Annotated in this window: 18 protein-coding genes; 12 read left to right on the top strand and 6 right to left on the bottom strand. The window is 68.6% G+C overall.

The window, feature by feature from the left end:
• Positions 1 to 31: 31 nt before the first annotated feature.
• The 8 genes from GGQ80_RS10005 (at position 32) to GGQ80_RS09970 (ending at position 11,220) form a co-directional block, all read left to right on the top strand.
• Positions 32 to 2,083, top strand: a complete 2,052-nt coding sequence (locus GGQ80_RS10005) for a M13 family metallopeptidase (protein ID WP_183984335.1) — start codon at positions 32 to 34, stop codon at positions 2,081 to 2,083.
• 84 nt (positions 2,084 to 2,167) lie between these two features.
• Positions 2,168 to 4,561 carry a response regulator gene (locus GGQ80_RS10000; RefSeq protein WP_183984333.1) on the top strand — a complete coding sequence of 798 codons (2,394 nt, stop codon included), beginning with the start codon at positions 2,168 to 2,170 and terminating at the stop codon, positions 4,559 to 4,561.
• Between the two features lie 86 nt (positions 4,562 to 4,647).
• On the top strand, positions 4,648 to 4,998 hold the full coding sequence (locus tag GGQ80_RS09995) for a response regulator (protein ID WP_183984682.1): 351 nt from the start codon (positions 4,648 to 4,650) through the stop codon (positions 4,996 to 4,998).
• Positions 4,999 to 5,064: 66 nt separating this feature from the next.
• Complete coding sequence (locus tag GGQ80_RS09990) at positions 5,065 to 5,841, top strand: SDR family NAD(P)-dependent oxidoreductase (protein WP_183984331.1); 777 nt, start codon at positions 5,065 to 5,067, stop codon at positions 5,839 to 5,841.
• 7 nt (positions 5,842 to 5,848) lie between these two features.
• The gene (locus tag GGQ80_RS09985) at positions 5,849 to 6,763 is read left to right on the top strand and encodes a glycoside hydrolase family protein (protein ID WP_183984329.1); all 915 of its coding nucleotides are present in this window, start codon (positions 5,849 to 5,851) and stop codon (positions 6,761 to 6,763) included.
• Positions 6,764 to 6,806: 43 nt separating this feature from the next.
• Positions 6,807 to 8,525, top strand: a complete 1,719-nt coding sequence (ilvD, locus tag GGQ80_RS09980) for a dihydroxy-acid dehydratase (protein ID WP_183984327.1) — start codon at positions 6,807 to 6,809, stop codon at positions 8,523 to 8,525.
• A gap of 134 nt (positions 8,526 to 8,659) precedes the next feature.
• Entirely contained in the window at positions 8,660 to 10,045 is a 1,386-nt protein-coding gene (locus GGQ80_RS09975) for an NAD(P)H-hydrate epimerase (protein WP_183984325.1), read from the top strand.
• Entirely contained in the window at positions 10,036 to 11,220 is a 1,185-nt protein-coding gene (locus GGQ80_RS09970; RefSeq protein ID WP_183984323.1) for a class I SAM-dependent RNA methyltransferase, read from the top strand. The genes GGQ80_RS09975 and GGQ80_RS09970 overlap by 10 nt, the downstream gene beginning before the upstream one ends.
• 96 nt (positions 11,221 to 11,316) lie before the next feature.
• Here the strand turns inward: GGQ80_RS09970 and truA are convergent, their stop codons facing one another.
• On the bottom strand, positions 11,317 to 12,054 hold the full coding sequence (gene truA / locus GGQ80_RS09965; RefSeq protein ID WP_183984321.1) for a tRNA pseudouridine(38-40) synthase TruA: 738 nt from the start codon (positions 12,052 to 12,054) through the stop codon (positions 11,317 to 11,319).
• A complete protein-coding gene (gene fmt / locus GGQ80_RS09960; protein WP_183984319.1) occupies positions 12,051 to 12,962 on the bottom strand; it encodes a methionyl-tRNA formyltransferase in 912 nt (303 codons plus the stop codon). Before fmt ends, truA begins: the two co-directional genes overlap by 4 nt.
• A gap of 79 nt (positions 12,963 to 13,041) precedes the next feature.
• Between fmt and recR the strand changes: the two genes are divergently transcribed.
• Positions 13,042 to 13,638 carry a recombination mediator RecR gene (recR, locus tag GGQ80_RS09955; protein WP_183984317.1) on the top strand — a complete coding sequence of 199 codons (597 nt, stop codon included), beginning with the start codon at positions 13,042 to 13,044 and terminating at the stop codon, positions 13,636 to 13,638.
• Here recR and GGQ80_RS09950 read toward each other — a convergent pair.
• Complete coding sequence (locus GGQ80_RS09950) at positions 13,619 to 14,110, bottom strand: GAF domain-containing protein (RefSeq protein ID WP_183984315.1); 492 nt, start codon at positions 14,108 to 14,110, stop codon at positions 13,619 to 13,621. The genes recR and GGQ80_RS09950 overlap by 20 nt on opposite strands.
• A 97-nt stretch (positions 14,111 to 14,207) precedes the next feature.
• Here GGQ80_RS09950 and def point away from each other — a divergent pair, with 97 nt between their 5' ends.
• From def to GGQ80_RS09935, 3 genes are all read left to right on the top strand, one after another.
• Positions 14,208 to 14,729 (top strand): peptide deformylase, encoded by a 522-nt coding sequence (gene def / locus GGQ80_RS09945; protein ID WP_183984313.1) that lies wholly within the window; start codon positions 14,208 to 14,210, stop codon positions 14,727 to 14,729.
• Between the two features lie 245 nt (positions 14,730 to 14,974).
• Positions 14,975 to 16,309 carry a DNA recombination protein RmuC gene (locus GGQ80_RS09940; RefSeq protein ID WP_183984311.1) on the top strand — a complete coding sequence of 445 codons (1,335 nt, stop codon included), beginning with the start codon at positions 14,975 to 14,977 and terminating at the stop codon, positions 16,307 to 16,309.
• A 165-nt stretch (positions 16,310 to 16,474) separates the two neighbouring features.
• Positions 16,475 to 16,756, top strand: coding sequence for a hypothetical protein (locus GGQ80_RS09935; RefSeq protein ID WP_246346989.1), 282 nt, complete (start codon positions 16,475 to 16,477; stop codon positions 16,754 to 16,756).
• A gap of 12 nt (positions 16,757 to 16,768) precedes the next feature.
• On the opposite strand, the gene GGQ80_RS09930 is transcribed toward GGQ80_RS09935, so the two are convergent.
• The 3 genes from GGQ80_RS09930 to GGQ80_RS09920 form a co-directional block, all read right to left on the bottom strand.
• Positions 16,769 to 17,569: a TrmH family RNA methyltransferase gene (locus tag GGQ80_RS09930; protein ID WP_183984309.1), complete on the bottom strand. Its 801-nt coding sequence runs from the start codon at positions 17,567 to 17,569 to the stop codon at positions 16,769 to 16,771.
• Positions 17,570 to 17,710: 141 nt separating this feature from the next.
• Positions 17,711 to 17,986, bottom strand: coding sequence for an HPr family phosphocarrier protein (locus GGQ80_RS09925; RefSeq protein WP_183984306.1), 276 nt, complete (start codon positions 17,984 to 17,986; stop codon positions 17,711 to 17,713).
• Positions 17,983 to 18,390 (bottom strand): PTS sugar transporter subunit IIA, encoded by a 408-nt coding sequence (locus tag GGQ80_RS09920; protein ID WP_183984304.1) that lies wholly within the window; start codon positions 18,388 to 18,390, stop codon positions 17,983 to 17,985. The genes GGQ80_RS09925 and GGQ80_RS09920 overlap by 4 nt, the downstream gene beginning before the upstream one ends.
• Positions 18,391 to 18,395: the final 5 nt, after the last annotated feature.

The raw sequence follows: 18,395 nt of genomic DNA, 5'->3' as shown, positions 1-18,395 counted from the left end.
GCGGACATTCCTTTAGAACCAAGGGTTTGTCATGCGTCGTTCGATTGCCGTCGTCATTTCCCTCGCGTCTGCCGCCTCTGCGATCACCTGGGCGCAGACCGCGCCGACCACCGGCCAGGCGGTTTCCGAAACGCCGGTATCGACCGAGGCCCAGCGCTTCGGCACGTTCGGCTTCGACACGGCGGGGATGGATCGCACCGTCCAGCCGGGCGACGACTTCTATGATTATGCCAACGGCACCTGGGCGAAGAACACTTCGATCCCCGCCGACAAGTCCAGCTATGGCGCGTTCGACCTGTTGAGCGACCTGTCGCAGGCGCGCACCCGCGGCCTCCTCGCCGAGGCTGCGCGCGACAGGAACTCGAAGATCGGCACCGCCTATGCGACCTATCTCGACACCGCCGGGATCGAGGCCAAGGGGCTGGCACCGATCCAGCCGTGGCTGGGCAAGCTGAAGGGGCTGACCCGCGCCAACTATGCGTCGCTCGTCGCCGACGCGAACCGCCATGGCATTCGCGGGCCGTTCGGGTCGGGCGTGGGCCAGGACGACAAGCTGCCCGAAATTTATGCGCTCAACCTCAGCCAGTCGGGGCTCGGCCTGCCGGATCGCGACTATTATCTGAAGCCCGATCCCAAGCTGGTCGAGGCGCGCACCGCCTATCAGGCGCATCTCGCCAAGTTGCTGACGCTGGCGGGCGAGCAGAATGCTGAGGCGCGCGCCGCCGCGATCCTGGCGTTCGAAACCCAGATCGCTCAGGTCAGCTGGACCCGCGTCGACAGCCGCGACGCGACCAAGACCTATAACAAGATGTCGGTCGCCGATCTGCAGAAGATGGCGCCCGGCTTCGACTTCGTCACCTATTTCAAGGGCATCGGTGCGCCGGTGAACAGCGTGATCGTGGCGCAGCCGACCGCCGTCGCCGGCATCGCCAAGCTGATCGCCGCCGCGCCCGAGGGCGTGCTGCGCGACCAGCTGATGACGCGTTCGCTCGACGGCTATGCCGACGTGCTGCCAAAGGCATTCGACGACGAGCGCTTCGCCTTCTTCGGCACCACGCTGACCGGCACGCCGCAGCAGCAGGCACGGTGGAAGCGCTCGGTGCAGTTCACCTCGGGCGCGCTGTCGGACGACGTCAGCAAGCTTTATGTCGCGCGCTATTTCCCGCCCGAGACGAAGGCGGTCGCCGATCAGATGGTCAAGAACATCCTGTCGGCGATGAACGCGCGGATCGACAAGCTGACCTGGATGGCGCCCGAGACCAAGGCGAAGGCGCATCAGAAGCTCGCCGCCTTCACGCCGAAGATCGGCTATCCGTCGCGCTGGAAGGATTATTCGAACCTCCAGATCAAGGCCGGCGACGCGTTCGGCAACAAGTGGCGCGCCGCCGAGTGGAACCAGGCCGAGGACGTCTGGCACCTCGGCAAGCCGCTGCAGCGCTGGGAATGGGGCATGACGCCGATGACGGTGAACGCCTATGCCAATTTCGGCATGGTCGAGATCGTCTTCCCGGCCGCGATCCTGCAGCCGCCGTTCTTCGATCCGAAGGCCGATCCCGCGGTCAACTACGGTGGCATCGGCGCCGTCATCGGCCACGAGATCAGCCATCATTTCGACGACCAGGGCGCGAAGTACAACGCCAAGGGCGAGCTGACCGACTGGTGGACCCCGGCCGACGTCGAGCGCTTCACCGCGCTCGAGCAGAAGCTGGTCCAGCAGTACAACCAGTACGAGCCGCTGCCCGGCCAGAAGCTCAACGGCCAGCTGACGCTCGGCGAGAATTCGGCCGATCTCGCCGGGCTCGCGGCGGCGCATGACGCCTATCTCGTCTCGCTCGGCGGCAAGCAGGCGCCAGTGATCGACGGGCTGACCGGCGACCAGCGCTTCTACCTTGGCTGGGCGCAGGTGTGGCGGCGCAACTATCGCGAGCAGGCGCTGCGCCAGCAGCTCCTTACCGATCCGCACTCGCCGGGCGAGCAGCGCACCAATATCGTCCGCAACATGGACCCGTGGTACGCCGCCTTCAAACCGCAGCCCGGCCAGAAGCTGTATCTTGCACCCGACCAGCGCGTCCGCGTCTGGTAAGCCTGCGACCCTCCGCCCGGCCATCGCGCCGGGCGGAGTAGTTGGCGGCTTGACGCTGGCCGGTCGCTGATCCGAAGACACACCATGGCCTCGATACCGCTAACGCCCTCTCGTGCGACCTCGGCGCGCCTCGCCGCGCTGGCATCGGTCGTCGCCGGTATCGCCGCGGCGGCGGTGGTGCTGACGCTGATCGGCAGCTGGATCGTCGCCGCCGCCTTCATGGCGACCGCGATCGTCGCCGGCGGCACCGCGGTCGCCTGGCGGATGGTGGCGCCGGCATCGGCGGGCACGTCGCGGATCATCGACTGGGACTTCACGCGGGTCGTCGCCCAGGCCAGCGACGATGCGATCGCCGTGACCGATCGCGCCGGGCGGCTGGTGTGCGCCAATGACGCCTATGAGGCGCTGTTCGACGGTTTCCCGACGCCGCCCGGCCTGCCGCTCGACGACGACGGCGTCGCCGCGCTGGCGAGTGCCGGGCGTGCCGCCTGGCGCGACGGTCGCGGCAGCGCCAGCGACCTGGCCGCGGGCGGCAACCAGCTGCGCGCGCAGGTCGCCCGCGCCGGCGACGATTCGGACATGCTCGTCTGGCGCTTCACCTCGGTGCCCGACACCGACATCACCGCGACCGCGCGCTCGCTTGTCGCCGGGCCTGGCGGCGATCGGCTCGGCGGCGCCGGGATCATGATGGCGCTGGTGACGGCGGAAGGGGTGGTGCTCGGCGCCAATTCGACGCTCACGATGCGTGCGCTGGGCGGCGACGAGGGCACGATCGAGGGGATGGATTTCGCGCGCCTGCTCGTCACCGACGCGGCCGGCTTCATCCGCTTCGAGCGCGAGACGGCGAACGGCAATCCGCTCCGCCTGATCCCGATCCACTTCATGGAAGGGGAGGGCGCGCCGGTGCTGCTCGCGATCCTCGACGACGTCGAGCGCGACCCCGCCGCCAGCGCCAATGCGAGCGCGCACCTGCGCAGCCTCGTCAACCTGATGCCGCTCGGCGTCGCGCTGGTCGATCGCGAAGGCCGGTTCCTGCAGATGAACAACGCATTCATCCGCGCCGCGCAAGTCGATGCCGCGCATCCGCCGCTCTACCCCGGCGACCTCGTCGTGCGCGAGGACAAGGCCGCCGTCGCCGATGCGATCCGTCGCTTCGCCGGCGGCGCCAGCCATACCGCCGACATGGCGATCCGGCTGAAGGATCATCCCGACGAGCCGATCGTCCTCACGATCGCCGGTGCGCGTGGCCTTGGCGAGGCAGCGGTGCTGCTCAGCCTGAAGGACAATAGCGAGGAGTCGCGGCTGCGGCGCGAGGTGGCGCAGGCGACCAAGATGCAGGCGGTCGGTCAGCTCGCGGGCGGTGTCGCCCATGATTTCAATAACATCCTCACCGCGATCATCGGCCATTGCGACCTGATGATGATGCGCCACTCGCCCGGCGACAGCGATTACGACGACATCCAGCAGGTGCGCACCAACTCGAACCGCGCCGCCGGCCTGACCCGCCAGCTGCTCGCCTTCAGCCGCCAGCAGACGATGCGCCCGCAGGTGCTCCAGCTGCCCGACGTCGTGTCCGAGGTGTCGAACCTGCTCAAGCGGCTGATGGGTGAGACGGTGAAGCTCGAGGTGACCCACGGCCGCAACCTTGGGCCGGTGCGCGCCGATCCGGGCCAGCTCGAACAGGTCGTCGTCAACCTGGCGGTGAACGCCCGCGACGCCATGCTCACCGCCAATCCGCGCGGCGGCGGCGCGCTGACCATCCAGACCAAGGCGGTGACCCCCGCCGAGGTGCGCGCGCTCGGCATCGATATCCTGCCCGTCGCCGACTATACCGCGCTCGTCGTCAGCGACACCGGCACCGGCATCCCGCCCGAGGTGTTGCCGAAGATCTTCGAGCCGTTCTTCACCACGAAGGAAGTCGGCAAGGGCACCGGCCTCGGCCTTTCCACCGTCTACGGCATCGTCAAGCAGTCGGGCGGCTGGATCTTCGCCGATTCGAAACCGGGGCAGGGCGCAACCTTCACCATGTACCTGCCCGTTCACAACGAGGCGGTGGTGGCGCAGCGCCCGATGTTGAACCGTCCCGCGCCCAAGCCCGTCGAAACCTGGGGCACCGGCACCGTGCTGCTGGTCGAGGACGAAGCGATGGTCCGCGCGGTCGCCGAACGGGCGCTGTCGCGCCAGGGCTATACCGTGCTCACCGCCGACAATGGCGAGGCCGCGCTTCAGCAGCTCGAGGCGCATGGCAAGCCCGACCTGCTCATCAGCGACGTCGTCATGCCGCAGATGGACGGCCCGACGCTGGTCCGCCGCGTTCGCGAGCAATATCCTGATCTGCCGATCATTTTCATGTCGGGATATGCCGAGGAACAGCTGCGCAAATCGATCGATATCGAGAACGTCGCCTTCCTGCCCAAACCCTTTTCCGTCCAGCAGCTGGCGGAGGCCACGCGCGACGTTCTCGCCGCCGCCGCCTGACCTCGATCGGGCACGGCAATGAAACGTCATCGTACCAACGCGCTAACATGTTGGCGTTGCGCAACGATGCCGCTAAGGGGCGGGCGATGGTCGCTCCGCAGCAAATTCTCATCGTCGAGGACGAACCCCTGATCGCTATGATGCTCGAGGATTTCCTTGAGATCCTGGACAAGCAGGTGGTCGCATCGGCGGACACCGTCGCGACCGCGCTCGACGCGATCGATGGCGGCACCGTCGATGCCGCGATCCTCGACGTCAACCTGCGGGCGGGCGAGAAGAGCACGCCGATCGCCGAGGCGCTGGCCGAGCGTTCGATCCCCTTCGTCTTCGCCACCGGCGGCGGCGACGAGGGTGTCGACGAGCGGTTCCGCGATCGGCCCCGGCTGTTGAAGCCCTTCACCATGGAAGGCGTGGCGAAGGCGCTCGACAGCCTCTGATCACTGCCGATCGATCGTGACGCAAACGTCACGGAACCGAAGGCTCGCCGGCGCGCTTGCCCCGGCATGGTCGATCCCAAACAAGCGCCGGTAGCAGTCGTCACCGGCGGCGAATCCGGCATCGGCGCGGCGTGCGTCGCGGCGCTGGCGAAACAGGGCGCTCGCGTCGCGCTCACCTATCACAGCGATGCCGCTGCGGCCGCGAAGGTCGTCGAGGCGGCGGGCGGCGAGGGCCACGCGATCGCCGTCCATTGCGACGTCGGCGACGAGGCGCAGGTCGACGCCCTGTTCGCCGCGGCCGAAAAGGCGTTCGGCCCGGTCACGCGACTGGTCAATTCCGCGGGTCTCAACATGACCGGCGTGAAGCTGGTCGATATGCCGGTCACGCAATTCACCGACGTCCTCCACGCCGACCTGGTCGGCCCGTTCCTCACCTGTCGCCGCTTTGCCCGCGCCCTGACGAGCGCCGATGCGGGTGGCCGCATCGTCAACATCTCGTCGATCCACGAGCGAGCACCGCGTGCCGGCGGCGTCGACTATGATTCGGCGAAGGGTGGCCTTGCCCAGCTCACCGCCACGCTCGCGCTAGAACTCGCGCCGCAGAAGATCGCGGTCAACGGCGTCGCGCCGGGCATGATCCTGACTCCGATGAACGCCGCTGCGCTCGATGATGCCGCGGTCCGCCGCGAGCGCGAACGTCATATTCCCTGGGGCCGCGCGGGCACTGCCGACGAGGTTGCGGCCCTCGTCGCCTTCCTCCTGTCACCCGCCGCCGATTACATCACCGGCACCACCGTCACGATCGATGGCGCGCTGTCGCTCGTCATCGCGCAAGGGGCCTGACCCGCGCATGCCCACCTATTCGGTCGAGCAACTGGACGACGTCAGCATCGCGCCCGGGTCGATCCTCGACGGCATGGATCTGATGAGCCCCTTCGTCTGGGCGGAGGGCGACCGCTATCGCATGCTCGTTCGCGGCGTGCCCTGGCCGCTGCGCGACGGCGATCCGACCGGCGTCATCGCCAGCGGCTGGAGCGACGACGGCCTGCGCTTCACGCTCGATCCCGAACCGGCGATCGCCCCCGGCACCGATCCCGATGATCCCGACGCCGGCGGCTGCGAGGACCCGACCGTCGTGATCGACGACGACGGCGACTATGTGGTTTATTATACCGGCGTCGATGCCAGGCGGACCCAGGGCGTGATGATCGTCGCCTCCGGCCCCTCGCTCGATGCCCTCGTCAAGCGCCGCGTCGCGCTCGCCGCGCCGCCGGGGGAGGGCAATATCAAGGAGGCGACCGTCGTCCGTACGCCCGCCGGCGACTGGCGCCTGTTCTATGAATATGCCGCGGCCGAGGAGAAGGGCGTCGGCGCCTCGCGCATCGGCCTCGCCACCGCGGCCCAGCTCCGCGACCATTGGCAGTCGGTGGCAGACCCGTTTCCTATCCGTATGGACTCGTGGGATAATTGGCATCTTTCGACCGGGCCGATCTGCCAGGTCGAGGGCGCCGACCCGGTGATGTTCTATAACGGTGCGACGCTCGACGCGCGCTGGCGGATCGGGTGGATCAGCTTCTCCGCCGACTATGCCCGCGTCACAGGCCGCGGTCTCGAACCGGTCATCGTGCCGCCGCCGCCGACCGACCGCACCAAGACCGACATCGCCTTCGCCGCCTCGTCGATCGTCGAGAACGGCATGATTTCGCTCTATTTCTCGCTTGAGGACCGAACACTTCGCCGGGCCCGCATCCGTTACTACGCGTAACAAGCTTGCGTTGACGGGCCGTCCCGCGACATAGGGCGTCGCCATGACCCAATTCGACAAGGCGAAGCTGCCCAGCCGTCACGTTTCGGTCGGTCCCGAGCGTGCCCCGCACCGTTCCTATTATTATGCGATGGGGATCAGCGAGGAGGATATCGCCAAGCCCTTCGTCGCGCTCGCCAGCGCCGGCAACAACTCGGCGCCGTGCAATACCACGCTCGATGCGCAGGCGGACGCGGCGCAGGCCGGGGTGATCCAGGCGGGCGGCATGCCGCGCCGCTTCAACACCATCACCGTCACCGATGGCATCGCGATGGGCCACCAGGGGATGAAATCCTCGCTGGTCAGCCGCGAGGTGATCGCCGATTCGGTCGAGCTGTCGGTGCGCGGCCATTGCTACGACGCGATCGTCGGCTTCGCCGGGTGCGACAAGTCGCTGCCGGGCATGATGATGGCGATGCTTCGCCTCAACGTGCCGTCGATCTTCGTCTATGGCGGCTCGATCCTGCCCGGCCGCTTCCACGACCGCGACGTCACCGTCGTCGATGTGTTCGAAGTGGTCGGCAAATATGCCGCCGGCGCCTGTCCGATCAGCGAGGTCCACGCGCTAGAGAAGGTCGCGTGCCCCGGCCATGGTGCCTGCGGCGGCCAGTACACCGCCAACACCATGGCCTGCGTCGGCGAGGCGATCGGCCTGTCGCTGCCCAACAGCAACATGGTGCCTGCACCCTATACCAGCCGCGAGCAGATCGCCGTCGCCGCGGGCGCTCAGGTGATGGATTTGGTCGCACGTCAGTTGCGACCGCGTGACATTTGTACCCGTCAAGCCTTTGAAAACGCAGCGCGGATTGTCGCCGCCACTGGCGGCTCGACCAACGGCGCGTTGCATCTGCCGGCGATGGCGCACGAGGCGGGGATCGACTTCGACCTGTTCGACGTCGCCGAGATCTTCAAGACCACGCCCTATATCGCCGATCTCAAGCCCGGCGGCCAATATGTCGCCAAGGACATGTACGAAGCGGGCGGCGTCTACATGCTGATGAAGACGCTGCTGGCGGAGGGGCTGCTGCATGGCGACTGCCTGACCGTTACCGGCCGCACCCTTGCCGAGAATATTGACGAGGTGACGTGGAACCCCGACCAGAAGGTGATCTACGACGCCAAGGCACCGATCACCCCGACCGGCGGCGTCGTCGGCCTGCGCGGCAGCCTGGCGCCCGACGGCGCGATCGTTAAGGTCGCGGGCATGCACCGCCTCCAGTTCGAAGGCCCGGCGCGCTGCTTCGATTGCGAGGAGGACGCCTTCGCCGCGGTCGAGGAGCGCAGCATCCGCGAGGGCGAGGTGGTCGTCATCCGCTACGAAGGGCCCAAGGGTGGCCCCGGCATGCGCGAGATGCTGTCAACCACCGCAGCGCTCTATGGCCTGGGGATGGGCGAGAAGGTGGCGCTCATCACCGATGGCCGCTTTTCGGGCGCGACGCGCGGCTTCTGTATCGGCCATGTCGGCCCCGAAGCCGCCGAGGGCGGCCCGATCGCTCTCGTCGAGGACGGCGACACCATCCGCATCGATGCGGAGGCGGGGACGATCGACCTGCTCGTCGACGACGCCGTGCTCGCCGACCGCCGTGCGGCGTGGCAGCCGCGCGTCAACGACTATCAGTCGGGCGCGCTGTGGCGCTACGCGCAGAATGTCGGACCGGCCTATGCCGGCGCGGTGACGCATCCGGGTGCGAAGATGGAGAAGCACGTCTACGCCGACATCTGACACCAACCTCCCTCTCCCGCTGGGAGAGGGAAGGGGCCCGCCCGGCGCAGCCGGGTGGGAAGGGTGAGGGCGGGGCACCGCTCATGCCTCACTCTCGACTCATCACCCGTCCCAAGCCATGGCCCCCTGACGCCATGCCCCAACCCATCCTCACCGCCGCCGCGATGCGCGACGCCGAAACCGCCGCCGTCGCCGCGGGCACCACCTACGCCGCCCTCATGGCGACCGCGGGCAAGGCGGTCGCCGACACCGCCGCCCGGTTCGCGCTCGGCCGCCCGATCCTGGTCCTCGCCGGCCCCGGCAACAACGGCGGCGACGGCTATGTCGCGGCGAGCATCCTCGCCGAGCGAGGCCATGACGTCATCGTCGCTGCGCACGGCGACGCCCGCAGCGCCGAGGCGATCGCGGCCAGGGCGGCGTGGCAAGGGCAGACCATCGCCCTCGCCGATGCCGAGCCGCGCCCGATCTTGATCGACGCGCTGTTCGGCACCGGCCTGTCGCGCCCGCTCGACGCCGACGTCGCCACCACGCTGCAATCGCTCGTCGATGCCGCCGAGTTCAGCCTGGCCGTCGATGTGCCGAGCGGCGTCGACACCGATACCGGCGCCGATCTTGGCGCACCACACGGGCTCACCGCGACGCTCGCGCTGGGCGCCTACAAGCCCGCCCACCTGATCGAGCCGGCCGCCGGGCTGTGCGGCCACCTGTTCCTCGCCGACATCGGCGTTCCGGCGCGTGGCAGCTGGCACGTCATCGCCCGGCCGCAACTCGTGCCGCCGCCCCGCGATGCGCAGAAGTTCACCCGCGGCCTCGTCGTCGTCGTCGCCGGCGCCATGCCCGGCGCCGCCCGCCTGGCGGCTCGCGCCGCGATCCACGCAGGCGCGGGCTATGTCATCCTCGCCGGCGCCGATGCCGGCCAGCCCGAGGCCATCGTCCACAAGCCGCTAGGCGACCCCGCCGACCTCGCCGCGATCCTCGACGACGACCGCATCGGCTGCGTCCTCATTGGTCCCGGCCTCGGTCGCGACGACCGCGCCAGCGCGCTGCTCGATATCGCCGTGGCGAGCCGCCATCCGCTCGTCGTCGACGGCGATGCCCTGACGCTCCTCGGCCGCGAGGCCCCCCACCGCCTCGCCCCGCGCGCCGATATCGCCATGACGCCGCACGCCGGCGAGTTCGCCCGCATGTTCGCGAGCGCGGACGGCAAGCTCTTGGCAACGCTGTCCGCCGCCAGGGCGATCGACGGCGTCGTCGTCCACAAGGGTCCGGACACCGTCGTCGCCGCGCCCGATGGCCGCGCCGCCGTCCAGATCGAGCGCAGCAGCTGGCTATCGACCGCCGGCAGCGGCGACACGCTCGCCGGCATCCTCGCCGCCCGCCGCGCGACCGGCGTCGACTTCTTCGGTGCGGCGCAGCAAGCCGTCTGGTTTCACACCCGCGCCGCAAAGCTCGCCGGTCCCGCCTTCGTCGCGGACCAGCTTTCCCACTATCTTCCCGCCGCTATCGGAGAATGCTTGTGAGCACGATCGTCCGCATCGGCGGCAAGGGGGAGGGCGTTGCCGACGACGGCCGCCGCGCCGCCCTGGCGGCCCCCGGCGATATGCTGAACGACGACGGCACGCTGACGCCCGGTCTGCATCGTCAAACACCACCATGCCGCCATTTCCCGACCTGCGGCGGCTGCCAGCTCCAGCATCTCGACGAAGACGCCTATGCCGCGTTCGTCAGCGATCGCGTCGCCGGCGCGCTGGCGGGGCAGGGGCTGACCGCCACCATCCGCCCCGCGCAGATTTCGCCGCCGCGCAGCCGCCGTCGGGCGACGCTGCATGCCGATGGAAAAGGCGGCAAGGTCCGGCTCGGCTTCACCGAGGCCAAGAGCCACGCAATCGTCGACATCACCGAGTGCCACATCCTGGCGCCCGACCTGTTCGCGCTCGTCGCGCCCGTGCGCGGCCTGCTCCAGAAGCTGCGGCTGAAGGGCCGCGCCGATGTCCACCTGACGCTCGCCGACCAAGGCCCCGACATTCTCGTCACCGGCGTCAAGGCCGACGGGTTGAGCGCGCACGACGCGATCGTCGACTTCGCCACCGCGCATCGCGTGGCCCGCTTCGCCATCGACGACGGCATGGGGCCGGAGACGCGCTGGGAGCCCGACGCGGTGACGATCACGCTCGGCGGCGTCGCCGTACCGTTGCCACCCGCGGCTTTCCTCCAGGCGACGCCCGAGGGCGAGGCATCGCTCGTCGCGGCGGTGCGCGAGGCGATCGGCGATGCGCCGACCACCGCCGACCTGTTCGCCGGGCTCGGCACCTTCGCGCTGGCGCTACCCGGCCGCGTCTATGCCGCCGAGGGCGCCCGCGATGCCCTGTTCGCGCTCAAGGCCGCCGCCAACCGCGCCCAGCGCCTCGTCTTCGCCGAGCATCGCGACCTGTACCGCCGTCCGCTCACCGTCGCCGAGCTCGACCGCTTCGCCGCCGTGGTCATCGACCCGCCCCGCGCCGGCGCGCGCGAGCAGGCCGAGGCGCTGGCCACCAAGGCATCAGGCGTCATCGCCTATGTTTCTTGCAATCCCAGCAGCTTCGCGCGCGATGCGAAGATGCTGTGCGAGGGCGGATGGCGGCTGGACTGGGTGGTGCCGGTCGGCCAGTTCCGCTGGTCGACGCACGTCGAGCTCGCGGCGCGGTTCGTCAAATAGGTTCGCACGAAGGCGTCAAGAGCTGACGAGAACGGCATCCCGTTCTTAACACCAGGTATGAAGAGCAATCGCGATCTTTGCGTCTTCGTGCGTATCTCAATATGACGCCGCCACGAAGAACAACCCATCGGGCGGCGCGTTCAGCGCCAGCCGCTGACGGTCCCGCGCCTCCAGCGCCGCCGTCACATCGTCCGCCGACCAACGGCCCAGCCCCACCTGCGCCAGGCACCCCACCATTGAGCGCACCTGGTGATGCAGGAACGATCGCGCCGCGGTCCGCACCAGCACCCGTTCGCCGTCGCGCACCACGGCGAGCCGATCGAGCGTCTTCACCGGACTCGCCGACTGGCAATGCGCCGAGCGAAACGTCGTGAAGTCGTGCAGCCCCACCAGCCGCTGCGCCGCGACGTGCATCGCCTCGGCATCGAGCGGTCGCGCGACATGCCAGGCCAGGCCGCGCTCGAACGTCAGCGGCGCCCGGCGGTTGATGATGCGATATTCATAGGACCGCCCGACGCAGGAAAAGCGCGCATGCCAGTCGTCGGCGACCTCGTTGCACGCCAGGATCGCCACCGGGGCGGGCCGCAGTCGGGCGTTGAGCGCCTCCATCAACCGAAACGCCGCGAACGGCTTCGCCACGTCGAGATGCGCGCGCATCGCCAGCCCATGGACGCCGGCATCGGTCCGCCCCGCGGCGTGGACCGTCGCCACCTCGCCCGTCACCGCGAATGCCGCTTCCTCGATCGCCTGCTGCACCGACGGGCCATGGCGCTGGCGCTGCCACCCCATGAAGGGCCGGCCGTCATATTCCACCGTCAGCGCGAACCGCGTCAAAGCCGCGTGCCCACCGCTACCGGAAAACCCCGCAACAGCTCGTCCGTCGCCACCACGCCGCGCCCCGCACGCTGGACCAGCGTCGGCCGAATGGCCCCGTCCCCGCATGCGATCGTCAGCCGATCGTCGATCACCAGCCCGCTCATGTGCCCGCCGTCATGGTGGACGACCTCGGCGGCGAGGATCTTCACCCGCTCGCCCGCAACCTCGACATAGGCGCCTGGCGCCGGGTTGAAGGCGCGCACCTGTCGCTCCACCGCCATGGCGTCCCGCGCGAAGTCGAGGCGCGCCTCCGCCTTGCTGATCTTGGCGGCATAGGTGACGCCGTCGTCGGGCTGCGCGACGGGAGGATGGCCGTCGAGGTCGCCCAATACCGTCACCATCAGCGCGGCGCCCATCGCCGCCAGCTCCTGCGTCATCTCGCCTGCCGTCTTGCCGTCGACCGGCGTCCGCCCCTCCAGCCGCACCGGCCCGGTGTCGAGGCCGATCTCCATCTGCATGATGCCGACGCCCGTCTCGGCATCGCCTGCCTCGATCGCACGCTGCACCGGCGCCGCCCCCCGCCAGCGCGGCAGCAGTGAGCCGTGGACGTTGAGGCAGCCGTGGCGCGGCGCATCGAGCACCGGCTGGGGGAGCAGCAGCCCATAGGCCGCGACCACCGCGACGTCGGCGTCGAGCGTGGCGAATGCCGCCTGCGCCTCGGTATTGCGCAGGGTTTTCGGAGATCGCACCTCGATCCCCAGCGTTTCGCCACGCCGCTGGACGGGAGAGGCGACCAATTCGCGACCGCGCCGTCCGCCAGGGCGGGGCGGCTGGGTATAGATGGCGACGACGTCATGCCCGGCCTCGACCAGGGCATCGAGTGTCGGCACCGCGAAGTCGGGCGTTCCCATGAAGACGATCCGCATGTCCGCCCTTCACCACATCATGGCGTCTCCGTCACCCCGCCGCTGGCGAAGCGGGACACAAGGCGCCATATCGGACGCCATGGCCTCTCCCGAGATCGACGCGCTGACCCAGGCGCTTTCCCGCCTGCCGGGCCTCGGCCCGCGATCGGCACGCCGCGCGGTGCTGCATCTGCTCAAGAAGCGCGAGGCGGCGCTCGGCCCCTTGCGGGCCGCGCTGGAGGCAGTCGACGAAAAGCTCACGACCTGCTCGGTCTGCGGCAACGTCGATACCGCCGATCCTTGCGCTATCTGCGCCGATCCGCGTCGCGACCAGCGCGCCCTCTGCATCGTCGAGGAGGTCGCGGACCTGTGGGCACTCGAACGCTCGCGGCTCTTCCCGGGGCGCTTCCACGTTCTTGGCGGGCGATTGTCCGCACTGGAGGGCGTGCGGCCCGAGGACCTGTCGATCGACCAGCTCGTTCGCCGGATCGAGGCGGGGGGAATCGACGAGGTCGTGCTGGCGATGAACGCGACGCTGGAGGGGCAGACCACCGCCCATTATATCGCCGAACGCATCGAGCGCTTCCCGATCCGCGTTACCCAGCTGGCGCACGGCCTGCCGGTCGGTGGCGAACTCGACTATCTCGACGAAGGCACGCTCGCCCAGGCGCTTCGCGCTAGGCGGCCACTCGCTTGAGCGCGAGCCGCTTTTCCAGCAGCTCGATCACCTGCGCCGCGAAGCTCGCCAGCTGGCGCTTCTCGCGCTCGGTCAGCGGCGGCCTCGGCACCTTGTCGTAGATACAGACGGTGCCGATCCGCGCGCGATTGAGTGCCTTGATCGGCGCGGCGGCGTAGAAGCGAATGCCGTCCGACCCACGCACCGCCGGGTTGCCGCGAAACCGCTCGTCGAGCCGCGCGTCGGGGACGACCACCACCTCGTCGGCGTCGATGACCCTGGTGCAGAAGGATTCGCTTCGCCGCACCTCGCTCGCCGCGGCTCCGATCCGCGCCTTGTACCACTGGCGCTCCCCGTCGATGAACGAGATCAGGACCGATGGTACGGCGAACAGCTCCGCGATGCGGCATGCCAGGTCGTCGAATTCAACCTCATTGGCTGTATCGAGGATGTCGTAGCGGTGTAACGTGGCAAGACGGTTGGATTCATCCATGTGGATACCCCCGACTCGACGATAATACAGCCGTCCTTACCGAATTGCTAAAGCCCGCGCGCTTGACGCTCGCGATCGTCGAGCATAGCCGCGCGCCATGGCCGTTCTACCCATCGTCGAGATTCCCGACCCGCGTCTCCGCCTCGTTTCCAAGCCCGTCGAGGCGGTAACCGACGAGACGCGCACGCTTGTCGCCGACATGATCGAAAGCATGTACGACGCGCACGGCATCGGCCTTGCCGCGATCCAGGTCGGCGTCGACCAACGCGTCCTCGTGATCGACCTGCAGGATCAGGAGGATGAGGAGGGCAAGCCGATCAAGGATCCTCGCGCGTACATCAATCCCGAGGTGCTCGAAGAGAGCGAAGAGACCAGCGTCTACAACGAAGGCTGCCTTTCGATCCCCGAGCAATATGCCGAGGTGCAGCGCCCCGCGCGCTGCCGCGTTCGCTGGCTCGACGAACAGGGGGAGAGCCATGAGGAGGAATTCGACGGCCTTCGCGCCACCTGCATGCAGCACGAGATCGACCATCTGAACGGCGTGCTGTTCATCGACCATATCTCGCGATTGAAGCGCGGCATGCTGCTCAAGAAGCTCGACAAGGCGCGGCGGGGGTAGACACACGTCTTTCCACTCCCGTCATGTTGAACTCGTTTCAGCATCTCATCGAGGAGTGGACGACCTAACCTGGCGGTCCTGCACCAATTTTTAGGGCTGTCCTACCAACTCCGTTCGTTATACGTTCCACCAATGGCTTCGCATAAAACTCTGGTCCGAACGAATATCGCCGTGCCGTCGCCGACCGCCCCCGGCACCTCTCGCATACGGGTCGTCACCTTCGTTACCTTTGCGAGCCTCGCGGCATGACCGAACTCATCCTCGCCGCCATCCTGGCCCTGGCCATCGGCCTTCTGATCGGCTGGCTCGTCGCAAGTCGCCGCGTCGGCGCGATCGCCAGCGACCTTGCCGTCGCACAAAGCCGCGTGGCCGACGCCGATCTCGTCCGCCAGGCACGCGACGCGGTCGAGCGCGAGCGCAACGATGCGATGCGTGAGGTCGCGATCCTCCGCGCCCAGGCCGAAGAGCGCGACGCCGCCCATGCCCGCACGCTTGCCCAGCTCGAACAGCATTTCGGCGCGACCGCGGGCAAGGTGCTCGCCGCGGCGCAGACCCAGTTCCTCGAACAGGCTCAGGCGCGCTTTGCCGACTCCGAACGTGCGCAGGGCCAGCGCCTCGCCGCGCTACTCCAGCCGGTCAATGAGCGCCTGCTCCGCTACGAAGAGGGCGTCCGCAAGGTCGAGGACGAGCGCCGTTCCGCCTTCGGCGAGCTGAAGGGCCAGATCGAGGCGATGCGGGTCGGGCAGGAGCGCGTGTCGGGCGAGGCGGCGAAGCTCGTCAACGCGCTGCGCAATGCGCCCAAGGCGCGCGGTCGCTGGGGCGAGCAGCAGCTGCGCAACGTGCTCGAAACCTGCGGCCTCGCCGAGCATACCGATTTCCGCACCGAAGTCAGCATCGACGACGGGGAAGGGGGTCGGCTGCGCCCCGACGCGATCGTTCGCGTGCCCGGCGGCAAGGCGCTGGTGATCGACGCCAAGGTGTCGCTCAACGCCTATCAGGACGCGTTCGGCGCGGTCGACGAGGCGGAGCGCCATGCCGGCCTGACCGCCCACGCCGCCGCGATGCGCGCGCACGTCAACGGTCTCGGAACCAAGGCGTATTGGAGCCAGTTCGACGACGCGCCTGACTATGTCGTGATGTTCGTCCCCGGCGAGCATTTCCTGTCGGCCGCGCTCGAACATGATCCGACGCTGTGGGACTATGCGTTCGACAAGCGCGTGCTGCTCGCCACCCCGACCAACCTGATCGCGATCGCGCGCACCGTCGCCGCGGTCTGGCGCCAGGAGCTGCTCGCGACCGAGGCGCGCGAAATCGGCAAGCTCGGCAAGGAGCTGTATCAGCGCCTTGCCGTGATGGGCGGCCATGTCGCGAAGCTCGGCCGCAACCTCGACACGGCGATGACGGCCTACAACCAGTTCGTCGGCAGCCTGGAAAGCCAGGTGCTGACCAGCGCCAAGCGCTTCGAAACGCTCAATATCGATCCCGGCGCGAAGACGATCGAAACGCTACCCGTCGGCGAGCAGGCGGCACGCCCGCTGACGAAGCTGATGAGCACGGTCGATCCGGCTGGGACGTCGTGACCGCCTCCCTCCCGTCATTCCCGCGAAGGCGGGAATCCATATCCCAGAGGCGCCGATGAGTCCCACTGTGCCCAGCTATTATGGATTCCCGCGTTCGCGGGGATGACGAAAGTGGCAAGGGCGGTCCTATTTCGCCCCGTCGTGCTGAACTTGGCGCCGGCGGCAATGAACCGCATCGATCCACCCCGCGTTATCGCGCCAACCTTGGGAGCGTTAACGATGAACAGGATGCATGCCGGCGATCTCGTCGTGGAACAGGACGGCCGGATTCGGGCCATGGTCGCAGGCGACGTCATCGTCCGTCCCGGCGTCCGCGCGCAGATCGACGCGATGATCGGCGGCGACTTGATCGTCGAGGAGGGCGCCGACGTCAGCGTGCGCGGTATGGTTGGCGGGCGCGTGATCGGCGCCGCGAATGTCACGGGGATGGTCGGATCGCGGCATTGATCCGGCGCCGCGTCAGCCCCGCTGCTGCGCCAGCACCTCATAGGCCATCACCGCCGTCGCGACCGCCGCATTGAGGCTGTCGGCCTTGCCCAGCATCGGGATCTTCACCAGCAGGTCGCACGCCGCGGCATAGCCCTCCGGCATCCCCTGCGCCTCGTTGCCGGTCAGCAGGAACGTCGGCGCCGCATAGGTCGCCGAGCGGTAATCGATGTCGGTATCGAGGCTCAGCCCCACCAGCTGCCCCGGTCCACCGCGCAGCCAGTGCAGGAACGGTTGCCAGTCGCTCCGCACCACCGGTACGGTGAACAGCGCCCCCATGCTGGCGCGCACCGCCTCGACCGAAAAGGGATCGACGCACTCCCCGACCAGGATCAGCCCGCCGGCGCCCACCGCGTCGCCGGTGCGCAGGATCGTGCCGAGATTACCCGGATCGCGCAGCCGCTCGGCGACCAGCCAGATACCGGCCCGCGATCGATCGAGATCGGCGAGGCTGGTCTCGAACTCGTCGAACACGCCGACGACCGCCTGCGGATTGTCCTTGCCCGACAGCTTCGACAGGATATCGGCAGTCGTCTCGATCGCCTCGCCCCCCGCCGCCTCGACGTCGCGCACCAGCGCCTGGACCAGCGGATGCAGCCGGCTTGGCGCGGCATAGAACAGCATCGCGGGCAGGCGGCCGGTCTCGCGCGCCTCAGTCAGGATGCGCAGCCCCTCGGCCAGGAACTGCCGCGCCTCGCGCCGATGCCGCTTGTCGCGCAGGTCGCGGACCCGCTTGATGAGGGGGTTGGAATAGGCGGTGATTTCGCGGGGCATAAACGTCTCGTTCGATGAGCCTGACCTCACCCTTCGCTGCCTTCGGCAGCATTTTCCCTCTCCCGTTGGGAAAGGGAAGGGGCCCGCGTCGCGCAGCGGCGTGGGAAGGGTGAGGGCAGTGAGTTGGTCGAAGGCGGCGCCTCAATCCTCGCCGAATTTCGCCTCGACCAGATCGGCCAGGCACGCGACCGCCGCGTCGGCACCCTCGCCGTCCGCGCTGATCGTGATCGTATCGCCCATCGCTGCGCCGAGCATCATCAGCCCCATGATCGACGTGCCCGTCACCTGGCCCGATCCGGCCTTGGCGACCTGCACCTCGCACGGCTGGCCCGATGCCAGCGTCACGAACTTGGCGCTGGCCCGCGCGTGAAGGCCGCGACGGTTGGTGATCATCACGTCGCGCGTCACCGCGCTCATGCCGCTGCCTCGCCCAGCACCTCGGACGCGACCGAGATATATTTCCGCCCCGCCTCGCGCGCCGCGGCCACTGCCTCGACCACCTTCATCGACTTGCGCGCCGATCCCAGCCGGATGAGCATCGGCAGGTTCATGCCGGCGATCACCTCGACATGCCCGCGCCGCATCAGCGAGATCGCGAGGTTCGACGGTGTACCCCCGAACAGGTCGGTCAGCACGATCACGCCTCGCCCGACGTCGACCGTCTCGATTGCGGCGGCGATGTCTGCGCGGCGTTCCTCCATGTCGTCGTCGGGGCCGATGGAGATCGTCGCCACCCGCTCCTGCGGGCCGACGACGTGCACCATCGCGGTCACGAACTCCTCCGCGAGCCGTCCGTGAGTCACCAGAACCAGACCAATCATGGGAT

This window comes from Sphingomonas jinjuensis, from assembly GCF_014197105.1.
GTDB classification, from domain to species: domain Bacteria; phylum Pseudomonadota; class Alphaproteobacteria; order Sphingomonadales; family Sphingomonadaceae; genus Sphingomonas; species Sphingomonas jinjuensis.
This window is presented reverse-complemented; position numbering and strand designations above follow the sequence as displayed.